At 45.0% G+C, this 12,107-nt stretch carries 11 protein-coding genes and 1 pseudogene; 7 read left to right on the plus strand and 5 right to left on the minus strand.

Translation table 11 applies throughout. The features are described 5' to 3' along the window. The first annotated feature begins 109 nt into the window (after positions 1–109). Positions 110–997 carry a DMT family transporter gene (locus ED652_RS16340; protein WP_122055494.1) on the plus strand — a complete coding sequence of 296 codons (888 nt, stop codon included), beginning with the start codon at positions 110–112 and terminating at the stop codon, positions 995–997. A 90-nt stretch (positions 998–1,087) separates the two neighbouring features. Here the strand turns inward: ED652_RS16340 and epmA are convergent, their stop codons facing one another. After that, positions 1,088–2,059 carry an elongation factor P--(R)-beta-lysine ligase gene (gene epmA / locus ED652_RS16345; RefSeq protein ID WP_122055495.1) on the minus strand — a complete coding sequence of 324 codons (972 nt, stop codon included), beginning with the start codon at positions 2,057–2,059 and terminating at the stop codon, positions 1,088–1,090. Positions 2,060–2,510: 451 nt separating this feature from the next. Here epmA and frdA point away from each other — a divergent pair, with 451 nt between their 5' ends. The 4 genes from frdA to frdD are packed head-to-tail and all read left to right on the plus strand — an operon-like array spanning position 2,511 to position 5,872. Then, the gene (gene frdA / locus ED652_RS16350; RefSeq protein ID WP_017096120.1) at positions 2,511–4,334 is read left to right on the plus strand and encodes a fumarate reductase (quinol) flavoprotein subunit; all 1,824 of its coding nucleotides are present in this window, start codon (positions 2,511–2,513) and stop codon (positions 4,332–4,334) included. Next, entirely contained in the window at positions 4,334–5,098 is a 765-nt protein-coding gene (locus ED652_RS16355; protein WP_122055496.1) for a succinate dehydrogenase/fumarate reductase iron-sulfur subunit, read from the plus strand. The genes frdA and ED652_RS16355 overlap by 1 nt, the downstream gene beginning before the upstream one ends. Before the next feature lies 1 nt (position 5,099). After that, positions 5,100–5,483 (plus strand): fumarate reductase subunit FrdC, encoded by a 384-nt coding sequence (gene frdC / locus ED652_RS16360; protein ID WP_004733341.1) that lies wholly within the window; start codon positions 5,100–5,102, stop codon positions 5,481–5,483. Positions 5,484–5,494: 11 nt separating this feature from the next. Next, a complete protein-coding gene (frdD, locus tag ED652_RS16365) occupies positions 5,495–5,872 on the plus strand; it encodes a fumarate reductase subunit FrdD (protein ID WP_009847918.1) in 378 nt (125 codons plus the stop codon). Between the two features lie 262 nt (positions 5,873–6,134). On the opposite strand, the gene efp is transcribed toward frdD, so the two are convergent. After that, the gene (gene efp, locus ED652_RS16370) at positions 6,135–6,701 is read right to left on the minus strand and encodes an elongation factor P (protein ID WP_004733338.1); all 567 of its coding nucleotides are present in this window, start codon (positions 6,699–6,701) and stop codon (positions 6,135–6,137) included. Between the two features lie 33 nt (positions 6,702–6,734). Between efp and epmB the strand changes: the two genes are divergently transcribed. Both epmB and ED652_RS16380 read left to right on the plus strand, forming a co-directional pair. Then, positions 6,735–7,757 carry an EF-P beta-lysylation protein EpmB gene (gene epmB / locus ED652_RS16375; protein WP_122055497.1) on the plus strand — a complete coding sequence of 341 codons (1,023 nt, stop codon included), beginning with the start codon at positions 6,735–6,737 and terminating at the stop codon, positions 7,755–7,757. 202 nt (positions 7,758–7,959) lie between these two features. Beyond that, a complete protein-coding gene (locus ED652_RS16380; RefSeq protein WP_122055498.1) occupies positions 7,960–8,448 on the plus strand; it encodes an MgtC/SapB family protein in 489 nt (162 codons plus the stop codon). Positions 8,449–8,588: 140 nt separating this feature from the next. Here the strand turns inward: ED652_RS16380 and ED652_RS16385 are convergent, their stop codons facing one another. The 3 genes and pseudogenes from ED652_RS16385 to ED652_RS16395 all read right to left on the minus strand — a co-directional run. Continuing rightward, a complete protein-coding gene (locus tag ED652_RS16385; RefSeq protein ID WP_122055499.1) occupies positions 8,589–10,067 on the minus strand; it encodes a diguanylate cyclase in 1,479 nt (492 codons plus the stop codon). A gap of 244 nt (positions 10,068–10,311) precedes the next feature. Beyond that, the gene (locus ED652_RS16390) at positions 10,312–10,869 is read right to left on the minus strand and encodes a phaC PHA synthase (protein ID WP_122055500.1); all 558 of its coding nucleotides are present in this window, start codon (positions 10,867–10,869) and stop codon (positions 10,312–10,314) included. 305 nt (positions 10,870–11,174) lie between these two features. Continuing rightward, positions 11,175–12,050, minus strand: a pseudogene (locus tag ED652_RS16395) (diguanylate cyclase); the annotation flags it as partial. Positions 12,051–12,107 lie beyond the last annotated feature (57 nt).

Genomic DNA, 12,107 nt, shown 5'->3' on the forward strand with positions numbered 1-12,107 from the left:
AACCAATAACTGAAACAAAGTCGTTCTTTAATAAGAATCGCTTTGTTCTCAGTTCGGTTTGATGCATATTGATGAGCTAATTTATCCCAGACACAAGGATGTTATTCAGATGGGATTTGAATGGTTGGCTCTAGCTGCCGCTTTTCTTTGGGCGATTGCGAGCCTGATGTCAGTAAAGCCTGCTCAACACTTAGGTTCTTTCGCTTATAGCCGCTGGCGAATGGGTTGTACCGCGATCATCTTATCAAGCATGGCTTGGTTTACTGGCGGTTGGTCAAGTGTGGAAGCTGACTTAGTCACGCCGATGATGCTGTCGGGTCTAATTGGTATCTTCATTGGTGATACGGCCCTATTTGCCTGTTTGAACCGAATGGGACCGCGCCAAGCGGGTTTGCTGTTCTCTTGTCACGCCGTGTTCTCGGCGATTCTTGGTTACTTCCTGTTTAGCGAAAGCATGACTTCTGTGGAGTTGATTGGCTCGGCGTTGGTGTTTAGTGGTGTATTAACCGCAATCTTCTTTGGTCGTCGTGGGCAAGCGAAAAACCAACTCGAAACCATTAAGGGCAAGGTGTGGATTGGTGTTGCTCTAGGAATCACAGCCGCCATCTGCCAGGCACTGGGCGGTATTATTGCCAAACCCGTGATGCAAACCAACATAGACCCTATCGCCGCTTCAGCCATTCGAATGATCACCGCCTTTGTTGCTCACTCTCTGTTTCGTTTAACGGGCGCTAAACTTTCACGCGCAATCAACCCAATGAATAAACAGATATTCGCAATTACCGCGGTTAATGGTTTTCTAGCGATGGCCGTGGGAATGACGCTGATTTTGTATGCGTTGCAGGAAGGCAATGTCGGCATGGTCGCACTGTTATCTTCAACCACGCCAATCATGTTGTTACCAATACTCTGGCTGTACACCAAGCAGAGACCGAACGCCTACGCTTGGATAGGAGCCATTGTTGCCGTACTTGGTACTGGTATTCTGGTTAGCTAGTGGGTACCGGTATTCTGGTCAGCTAGTGCAGCGGATTAGAAGCTGAAAGTTAATAGCTAAGGACTATTAACTTTCAGTAGAAGCAAAAAGCTAAGAACGTGGGAAAGGAAAAGCCGTCACATCATCGATATGGTCATAACCTAACGCCAGCATGATCAGGCGGTCGATACCCAAAGCAACACCGGCACAGTCTGGTAAGCCCGCTTTTAATGCCTCAATCAAGTGATGATCAATCGGTTGAGGCGATAAGCCCATCTCAATGCGTTTGGCATTGTCCTCTTCAAAACGCTGAAGTTGTTCTTGTGGTTTATCCAACTCATGGAAGCCGTTTGCCAATTCAATCCCTTTGAAATACACCTCAAAGCGATCCGCCACTCGTGAATCCTCAGGATTAATCTTAGCTAACGCCGCTTGCGATGCCGGGAAGTCATAAACAAAGGCCGGAACATCTTGGCCGATTTTCGTCTCTACCCCAATACTGAACAGAAGCTGCAAGAGCGTATCGCGATCTTCTTCAGGATCCGCAATATCACTTAACCCAAGTTGTGCAGCCGCTTGCTTCAACGTATCCATCGAGTTCTCCAGCGGACAAACACCTAACACATCAATAAAGGCTTGTTGGTAAGTCATTCGTTGCGCTGTGCCTGATTTTAGAACCTGCTGTAACAGCAAATCCATTTCATCCATCAGGTCATGATGATCAAAGCCAACGCGATACCACTCCAACATAGTGAACTCAGGGTTGTGATAACGGCCATTTTCTTCGTTACGAAAAGACTTACAAATTTGGTAGATACAGCCACTGCCCGCCGCTAACAGTCGTTTCATATGAAACTCTGGACTGGTCATAAAGAACAACGGCTGGCCGTGCGCATAACCCGGCCCTACGAATTCAGTTTTGAAGGTATGCAAATGCACGTCCGTCACCGTAGCGTGACTCATCGCAGGCGTATCCACTTCCATCACGTTTCGTTCTGTAAAGAACTGGCGAATTTGATTAAGGATATCAGCACGTTGCTTTAACTGCTTAATGGTTGCGGCCGGTTGCCATGTAGAGTGCATTATTAAGTTCCATATCACTGAATTCTAGGCGACGAAAATTACCACCTTTCGTCTCTTTTGTAAGCTTCTATCTGTCTATTGATGAAAGCAAAATGTTGTTTTAATGAAGCCAGAAAATTACGTTCTACAATACAATTATCAATACAGCTTTCACATCAACATTGATAACAAAAATCATACTCAACAAGCCGTTAACACCCGTCCTGTGGGTTAATCGTTATCAACAATTCATTGCCGTGATTGCAGTCACATAACCTATAATTTCTATGCCTCCATATGCATTACCGACCTAAAAACCCAAATGCATCAATTTTTGAAATGCCTTTCTCTCTTACACTGAACCTACCACTTAAGGCTTAGGGGTGCTAAATGGTTCCTACGATTTAGAACCTCCTAAATAAGCTTTTTATAATAACAAGCGGAATACTCCGCATCACACTGGAGAATAACTGTGAAGACAATTACCACAGATATCGCAGTCATCGGCGCAGGCGGCGCTGGTCTTCGTACAGCTATCGCTGCGGCTGAAGCTAATCCTGAATTGGAAGTAGCACTGATTTCTAAAGTTTACCCAATGCGTTCGCACACGGTAGCAGCAGAAGGCGGTTCAGCAGCAGTAATTAAAGACGAAGATAGCCTAGATAACCACTTCAACGATACTGTTGGCGGTGGCGACTGGCTATGTGAACAGGATGTTGTTGAATACTTTGTTGAAAACTCGACTCGCGAAATGATCCAAATGGAACAATGGGGCTGCCCATGGAGTCGTAAAGAAAACGGTGAAGTAAACGTACGCCGATTCGGCGGTATGAAAGTAGAAAGAACGTGGTTCGCAGCGGATAAAACCGGCTTCCACATGCTTCATACACTGTTCCAGACTTCGATGAAGTACGACACAATCAAACGATTTGATGAGTACTTTGTGGTGGATTTGATCGTTGAAGATGGCGAAGTACAAGGCCTAATCGCGATTCATATGTCTGAAGGTGAGCTTGTTACGATCAAAGCGAAATCTGTTGTATTAGCAACGGGTGGCGCAGGTCGTGTTTACCACTGCAACACCAACGGCGGCATCGTAACTGGCGACGGTATGGCAATGGCTTATCGCCACGGTGTACCACTGCGTGATATGGAGTTCGTTCAATACCACCCAACAGGCCTACCGGGTACTGGCATCTTGATGACCGAAGGTTGTCGTGGTGAAGGCGGTATCATCGTCAACAAGAACGGCTACCGTTACCTGCAAGATTACGGCATGGGCCCTGAAACTCCAGTGGGCGAGCCGAAAAACAAATACATGGAACTGGGTCCTCGTGACAAAGTTTCTCAAGCATTCTGGCACGAGCAGCAGAAAGGCAACACCATCAAGCACCCACTTGGTGATGTCGTACACCTTGACCTTCGCCACCTTGGTGAAGAGTACCTGCAAGAGCGTCTTCCGTTTATCTGTGAGCTTGCAAAAGCGTACGTAAACGTTGATCCAGCAAAAGAGCCAATCCCAATTCGCCCGACCGTTCACTACACCATGGGTGGTATTGAAACTAACGGTACGTGTGAAACTCGCATTAAAGGCCTATTCGCCGTTGGTGAATGTGCTTCAGTTGGCCTACACGGTGCAAACCGCCTAGGTTCTAACTCTCTGGCTGAGTTCGTCGTATTTGGCCGCGTAGCCGGTGAGCAAGCCGTGAAACGTGCAGCTGAATTCAAAGGCTGGAATGAAGAAGCTATCGCTAAGCAAATCAAAGCGGTTGAAGATCGCATCGCAGGCATCTTGGCTCAAGAAGGCGATGAGAACTGGGCTGACATCCGTACTGAAATGGGTCACACCATGGAAGCGGGTTGTGGTATCTACCGTCAAGAAGACTTGATGCAAGAAACCATCGACAAAATCACTGAACTGAAAGCGCGCTACAAGAAGATCAGCATTAAAGACAAAGGCAAAGTGTTCAACACTGACCTACTTTATGCTATCGAAGTGGGTTACGGCCTTGAAGTTGCAGAAGCGATGGTTCACTCAGCGATCCTTCGTAAAGAGTCTCGCGGTGCACACCAACGTCTAGACGACAACTGCACAGAACGTGACGACGTGAACTTCCTGAAACACTCTCTATCTTTCTACAACGAAGATGCGGCACCAACTATCGACTACAGCGGCGTTAAGATTACTAAATCTCAACCTAAAGCTCGTCTATACGGTGAAGCAGCCGAGAAAGCCGCTGCAGCCGAAAAAGCAGCAGAAGAGAATGCGAAGAAGAGCGAAGAGGAGCAAGCATAATGTCAGCGAATCGAATCCAAAAAATTGAAATTTTGCGTTATGACCCTGAGCACGATGCAGAACCTCATTTTCAAACCTTTGAAGTTCCGTTTGATGAAACCATGTCAGTACTTGATGCGATCGGTTACATCAAAGATAACCTAGATAAAGACCTGTCTTACCGTTGGTCTTGTCGTATGGCGATTTGTGGTTCTTGCGGCATCATGGTTGATGGCGTGCCAAAACTGGCGTGTAAGAGCTTCTTACGTGATTATCCAAACGGCTTCAAAATTGAGCCATTGGCTAACTTCCCAATCGAGAAAGATTTGATTGTCGACATGACGCCGTTCATCGAACGTCTTGAAGCAATCAAGCCTTACATCATTGGTAACGACCGTACACCTGAAGATGGCACTAACATCCAAACTCCAGAGCAAATGGCGAAGTACAAACAGTTCGCTGGCTGCATCAACTGTGGTTTGTGTTACGCGGCGTGTCCTCAGTTTGGTCTAAACCCTGAGTTCATTGGCCCTGCGGCACTTGCTCTTGCTCACCGCTACAACCTAGATAGCCGTGACAATGGTAAAGCTGAACGTATGAAGCTTATCAATGGCGACAACGGCGCTTGGGGCTGTACGTTTGTAGGTTACTGTTCTGACGTATGTCCGAAGAAAGTAGACCCAGCAGCGGCAGTAAACCAAGGTAAAGTTGAGTCTTCAATGGACTTCGTTATTTCGATGTTCAAACCAGACGGATCGCAAGTAAAAACAGCAGAGGAGGCATAATATGAGCAATCGTAAGCCTTATGTTCGTGAGATGAAGAGAACGTGGTGGAGCAACCATCCGTTCTACCGCTTCTACATGCTACGTGAAGCGACTGTACTGCCTTTGATTCTATTCACTCTGTTCCTAACCTTCGGTTTGGGTTCGCTAGTGAAAGGCCCTGAAGCGTGGGAAGGTTGGTTGAGCTTTATGGCTAACCCTGTCGTTGTTGGTATCAACATCGTGGCACTGCTAGGCAGCTTACTGCACGCTCAGACCTTCTTCAGCATGATGCCTCAAGTAATGCCAATCCGCCTTAAAGGCAAATTGGTAGATAAAAGAATCATCGTACTGACCCAGTGGGCAGCGGTGGCATTTATTTCTTTAATCGTTCTTATGGTGGTGTAAGGAGCTTCGTTATGAACACAAATTACAATGTTAACCACAATCCGAAACGCTCTGATGAACCAATCTGGTGGGGCCTATTTGGCGCTGGCGGTACTTGGTTCGCGATGATCACTCCGATCACGATTCTAGTGCTGGGTATCTTAGTGCCTATGGGCATTATCGATGCGGATGCAATGAGCTACGAACGTGTGTCTGAGTTTGCCACCAGCATTATCGGTGCGCTATTCATCATCGGTACACTAGCACTGCCAATGTGGCACGCAATGCACCGTCTTCACCACGGCATGCACGACCTTAAGTTCCACGTCGGCGTTGCAGGTAAAGTGGGCTGCTACTTCGTTGCAGGCCTAATCAGCGCACTGTCTGTTATCTTCATCTTCATGATCTAACAGTTAAGAGCAGATTCGGGATTCGAGTAATCGAGATTCGAAAAGCTTAAGAGCGAAAAGACTAAAAGCAGAGCAGGGTTATCTTGTTCTGCTTTTTTTGTTGCTTGTCGAATCTCTTATCCTCTAACTCACTCTTGCTCTTCCTGCTTTTCGTATCCCGCATCCCGTTTACTCGTCTCTGATCTTGGGATACAAAAAAGGCCGCGATAAGCGACCTTTTCTATTTCACTGAGCCACCTTAAACAAGGTGGACACAATCAAATTACTTCACACGACCAACGTATTCGCCAGTACGAGTATCAACTTTAACCACTTCACCGATAGCGATGAATAGAGGTACACGAACGACCGCGCCTGTTGCTAGAGTTGCAGGTTTACCACCCGTACCCTGTGTATCGCCTTTAAGGCCAGGATCAGTTTCAGTTACTGGGATCTCAACAAAGTTTGGCGGAGTAACAGTGATAGGGTTATCATTCCACAACGTTAGAGTACAAACGTCATTTTCAACTAACCATTTTGCTGAGTCAGCGACTGCTTTTACGTCTGCTGCGATTTGCTCAAATGTTTCGTTGTTCATGAAGTGGTAGAATTCGCCATCGTTGTATAGGTAGCCTAATTCAACGTCAACAACATCTGCAAGCTCAAAGCTTTCGCCTGACTTGAATGTTTTCTCTAACACTTTGCCTGACAGCAGTTTACGAAGTTTTACACGGTTAAACGCTTGGCCTTTACCTGGCTTAACGTATTCATTGTCGATAATTGCGCAAGGCTCGTTATCTAACATGAATTTTAAACCGCCTTTGAATTCATTGGTGCTTACTGACGCCATGATTTTCTCTTCCACATCTTTGAGTTAATTTCAATGCCGCATATCATAACCCGAAAAGTCGAATCTGTTGAGCAAAACTGGCTCAAACAACTATCGAATGCGATCTCTGACCCGACAAAACTGCTTCAAGCATTGGAAATAGACCCAACACCGTGGCAAAAAGGATTCGCAGCACGTGAGCTGTTTTCACTTCGAGTTCCTCTTAGCTTTGTTGAGCGAATGGAAAAAGGCAATCCACACGACCCTCTATTGCGTCAGGTTTTGCCGCTCAGTGAAGAGTTTGAAGTTCACCAGGGTTATTCAGCTGATCCACTGGAAGAACAAGACAACGCGATTCCAGGACTGCTGCACAAATACAAAAGTCGCGCATTGATGATTGTAAAAGGTGGCTGTGCCATTAACTGCCGCTACTGCTTCCGTCGTCATTTCCCTTATCAAGACAACAAGGGTTCTAAGTCTGTATGGCAAACCAGCCTCGATTATGTGGATCAACATCCCGAGATCAACGAAGTTATCTTATCCGGTGGTGACCCTTTGATGGCCAAAGACAGCGAACTCGAATGGCTGATCCATACCATCGAACAGATTCCGCATGTGAAAACCGTTCGAATTCATAGCCGATTACCGGTTGTGATCCCTGCTCGAGTGACGGATGAACTGTGCCAATTGTTAGCTCAAACGCGCCTCAATGTGGTGATGGTGAGCCATATTAATCATGCCAACGAGATTAACTTAGAACTCAAGCAAGCCTTTCATAAATTAAAGCAAACTGGGGCCACTCTGCTCAATCAGGGCGTGATGCTAAAAGGTGTCAATAACAGCGCTAACTCGTTGAAAGAATTAAGCGGCAAGCTATTCGACGCCGGTGTTTTACCTTACTATATGCATGTACTTGATAAAGTTCAGGGCGCCGCTCATTTCTATATTTCCGATGAAGAGGCAAAGATGCACTTTAAGGGTTTGATCTCTGAGGTTTCAGGCTATCTAGTGCCTAAGTTAACTCGCGAGATTGGCGGTCGCAGTAGCAAGACGCCACTCGATCTACATATTGAATAACTCTATCTTGAACAATGGTCGCTTCTTATCGTCTTAAATATCAAGAAGCGACAAAAGAACACTCCCCTAGCTTTACCTTAACAACAAACGGCTGCTAGCTTTTAAGTCGCCTCCATCAATCGTTAAGACAAAAATTTTTTGTTCGATCGTCTGGTCTATTATTAGCATACTCGCTCTATTCTAAATTTTTAGGAGGGGTGATATGTCACAATTTATAGAACAAACTCTCAACCTTGCCCCCTTTAGCTGGGCAGCCCTAGCAGTATGCATGCTGTGTGGTTCTTTAATCGGAATCGAAAGACAAACACGCGGCAAACCGGTTGGAATCCGAACGTCGATTCTTATTATCAGCGGTACCTATTTATTTCTTACCATGGCGATTAGCCTCTCCCCCAACACACTGGATCAGGCTCGTGTACTTGGTCAGATCATTACCGGAGTTGGTTTCCTTGGTGCAGGTGTGATGATGACACTCGATGGAAAGATTCATGGTGTCACCTCAGCGGCCATTATTTGGGTGTTGGCTGCGTTGGGTATGATGATTGCGTTAGGGCACCTTTCTCAATCGGTAATCATCACGCTATTGGCATTAGTGATTCTGCTTGGTGTCGACAAGGTCGAAAACAGCTTCCAAAGCCTGCGCCGTGGTGTGCATCAGAAATGGATGAATAAAGGTCGCGTGAAGAAGTAACCTCTAATTTTAGATGCGTTTATCTTAAAGACATTTTGTCCTTAGATTCGATTTCTTAGAGCAAATTCTTAGAGACTCATTCTTAGAAACGAAAAAGAAGCCTAGTCAAACGACTAGGCTTTGAGTTTTTAGACAAGCGCTTAATGCACGTGAATACACACTTGGCTCTTACCCGCGGCTTTCGCCTTATAAAGCTGCTCATCCGAAGAACGAATACTCTGGTTTTCCCACAAGTGCCCGACACTGTCGAACTTGTACAGAGAGTAGAGCGTCGCGCCACCAGACACTGAGATATTAATCTTGTCGCCAGCTGGAGAGCGGTAGCACTGCAGGCTAATGTCGTTTTGAATTCGTTGAAAAATCGATGAAAGCAACTCCGATGATTCACCCGTGATCGCGACAACAAACTCTTCACCACCAAATCGCGCCACAATATCTTGCTGCCTAACACTGTTCAGCATCAATTGAGCCACATGACAAATCACTTCGTCCCCCACTTTATGGCCATAGCGATCATTAACGACTTTGAAATCATCGATATCAAACACGCCAACACCAATAATCGGCTGTTCATCCTGCGCCAGTAATCGAGCTTCAAAACCACGTCGATTCAGTAAACCAGTTAATGGGTCGCACATTGCTAGGTCATTCAAACGCTGGTGTTCTTGTCTTGTATAAAAACGCCATAGCCATAAAACCGAGAGTAGATACAAAACCAACAGTATCGAAAGTTGAATCTTCTCCATCGCCAATACATGTAGAAAGTGCTCGATCTTATCTTCTTCAATACTCAGGTATAACTGGGTGTTAATGTCATCAACATACAAAGGCTTGGAATAGGTAAAGTCCATAACCCCGTACTTGTTTGCGCCTCGCGTACTCGTCACTTTATAACCATGGGTAAGGTTTGAGACTAAGTTAGCAACATAACCATCGACGCCTAATACCCCTTTAAAGTCACCATTAACGTAAATGCCTTTGGTCAACGTCACGACTTTTTTACCTGTCAGGTAATCATCATATTGGCCGGTATACACCACTTGGTCTTGCCCCTGAGCTAAACCAAAACGAATCGTATTAATCCAATACGGGCGACTGTTGACCACCGAATCAAATGTGTCGCCCTTGATATAGCGAGCAAAATCAGATGGTGAAGAGATGATAAATTTCTCTTTCGAGATAAAGTAAATCGCAGAGATGGTATCAATGGTATTGGCAAAATAAGCCATGGTTGGTGCGATAAACAAGCGCTTACCCGCTTCGGTATGAAGATCCGACTTAGGGTCGCACATCTCGCGAGGGCCAGAGAACATAAAGTCAAAGCGAAGGGCATGCTGCTCTTCACTGGTGAAATAGCACGTCTCACCCTCTACCTTTTTTTCATGCGAGAACACATAAGTATCGCCATGCAGTGGATAAAGTGCAGTAATGTTGTACTCAAGCGCATTTATGATCTGTGTGAGCTCCGCTAAAGAGCGCGTGACACCTTGGTTTTCGATTCCATACTGTTTATCTGATTCTTCCGCTGAATCAACGAGCAACAAGCTCAAAACTACTAAAAAACTGGCGGTTAGACTTAAAAAAGCCTTTTTAAAATCGACGGTATGGGGATTAATCAAAGCATATAAATCATCGTTGGGAATTTATCGCACATTGTACTTATAAGTAAAAATACTGCAATAGTAAATATAAAATCAAATGCTTATTAAGTAGTTTGAGGCATGTTGATTGAAAGGGAATTGGAAACATTAACGCCTAAACAGAGGAGCCTAGGCGTATAAATAAACTTGGTTTACTGACAAGCTCGGTTTACAAATAAGTTCAGTTTACAAAAAAGAGTAAACCAAGCATTCAACAATAAACTTACTTAGCGAAGTTTACGATCGGGAAGCACGGGAAGAAGCCGTTATCAGCACAGTTGATCAAGCCAATTTGCACGCCTTCAATCTTCGTTGTTTTGTTGAAGATACCAACCTGAACCGTCGACACTTCTGAAAGGTTCGCAGCACCAACATCAACCATAGTGTCGCCTTCAGAATAGTTAACAAAACTCACGTTCGCGCCTTTTACATCATTAGTGATGTTAACTGCACCCAAGTTCAAACCTGTCGTTTTTCCAGGGTTCCAGTTGAATATACCCAATGAAGCACCGGTCATTTCTTGGTTTACTTTATGCGCACCAAAAATACCCAAGTTTACACCTGTCGTCGTTTGCGTCTCTGACATACCAATAATAGCAAGGTCGACACCTTTAACGTCGTTCACTTGACCATGAAGAAGTGCTAAACGTACACCACCAACCGCATCTGAATCAGGAGCATTGAAGCCGTTGATCGTTGAAAACATAACAGGCGAAGAAGCAAATGCTGCCGGTGCCATTACTGCTGCAGACACAGCAAGTACTGAAAGTAGTTTTTTCATTGGGGAGTCTCCACTGACTTATTGTTAACTTGATAATCCATTTCCAATCAAGCATTTATTATCCTTTACTCACAGCTATTCATGTTAAATCAATGTCATAACTGTACTGTTGAATATAGGCCTAAAAGAACAAAGAACAAAGAACAAAGAACAAAGAAGAAAGAAGAAAGAAGAAAGAAGAAAGAAGAAAGAAGAAAGAAGAAAGAAGAAAGAAGAAAGAAGAAAGTTCGCACAAACTATTGGGATATGGAATACCCGTTATGTTCAACCGAGCATAGGAGGGTTTGATGAAAGCGCCTTTTTCATCAGAGATACAGAGTTTTCACTCCATTTTTGCCGTTTCTCTTAATTTGATACATAGCCAAATCAGATTGCTGGTACACGTCATTAAAGTGATGTTCACCTTGGTTAAAGAAACACACACCGATACTCATTCCGATGGCGACGCCCTTCAGCCTTTGATTGCTTTCAGGTACCGCCGTCTGCAACAACTCTTCACAAAAGTGCGTGACTTGATCTAGCTTCGTATCGGGAAACAAGATGACAAATTCATCTCCGCCAATCCGTCCGATTTGCGCCGGTTCAGAGGCTAGCGTAGCTATACCAGAAACTCGCGAAGCTGTATCAGAAATTTGCGAAGCCGCACCAGAAGTTAACGAATTCACATCAGAGGCTAGAGTAACCAAGCGCTGAGCAATAAAACTCAACAACTGATCGCCCTCTTGGTGGCCTAAAGTGTCATTCACCGCTTTAAAGTTGTCGATATCAATAAAGATCAGCGCCGCTCTGACTAACGTATCAGCGCTTTTCATTTCACGAAAACGTTGTTCGATGGCTTGTCTATTGAGTAGCCCCGTCAACCTATCGGTAGAGGCCAATGTCGTCAATTGTTGCTCAAAGCGTTTTTCTTGCGTGATATCGATGTGCGTGCCCATAATTCTAAGCGGTGTTCCATTGGTATCAAACTCAACAACACGACCTCTGTCATACACATAGCTATCACTGCCATCTTTATGCGTCATTCGGTAAACAACTTCATACAAGTCGCAGCTCCCCGACAGGTGCTCTTCAAAAGCTTTCATGGCTTGATGATAATCATCAGGGTGTAAGTTATTTTTCCAAGTCTCAAACGTCGCAGTCAACTCATGCGGTTGGTAGCCGAGCATTTTTCCCCAATCCATATATGGAATCCACGTATTTACAAAGTGATTTAGCAATTAAAGTTAAGATGCGGTCGT

Origin of the sequence: Vibrio sp. Evd11 (assembly GCF_900382755.1) — a bacterium.
Lineage (GTDB): Bacteria > Pseudomonadota > Gammaproteobacteria > Enterobacterales > Vibrionaceae > Vibrio > Vibrio lentus.

What these genes read in the sequence shown, in the direction of transcription:
- epmB (WP_122055497.1), top strand. Translation starts at nt 6,735, where the DNA reads ATGCCGCATATCATAACCCGAAAAGTCGAATCTGTTGAGCAAAACTGG.
- ED652_RS16390 (WP_122055500.1), bottom strand. Translation starts at nt 10,869, where the DNA reads ATGAAAAAACTACTTTCAGTACTTGCTGTGTCTGCAGCAGTAATGGCA.
- efp (WP_004733338.1), bottom strand. Translation starts at nt 6,701, where the DNA reads ATGGCGTCAGTAAGCACCAATGAATTCAAAGGCGGTTTAAAATTCATG.
- frdC (WP_004733341.1), top strand. Translation starts at nt 5,100, where the DNA reads ATGAGCAATCGTAAGCCTTATGTTCGTGAGATGAAGAGAACGTGGTGG.
- ED652_RS16380 (WP_122055498.1), top strand. Translation starts at nt 7,960, where the DNA reads ATGTCACAATTTATAGAACAAACTCTCAACCTTGCCCCCTTTAGCTGG.
- frdD (WP_009847918.1), top strand. Translation starts at nt 5,495, where the DNA reads ATGAACACAAATTACAATGTTAACCACAATCCGAAACGCTCTGATGAA.
- ED652_RS16340 (WP_122055494.1), top strand. Translation starts at nt 110, where the DNA reads ATGGGATTTGAATGGTTGGCTCTAGCTGCCGCTTTTCTTTGGGCGATT.
- epmA (WP_122055495.1), bottom strand. Translation starts at nt 2,059, where the DNA reads ATGCACTCTACATGGCAACCGGCCGCAACCATTAAGCAGTTAAAGCAA.
- ED652_RS16355 (WP_122055496.1), top strand. Translation starts at nt 4,334, where the DNA reads ATGTCAGCGAATCGAATCCAAAAAATTGAAATTTTGCGTTATGACCCT.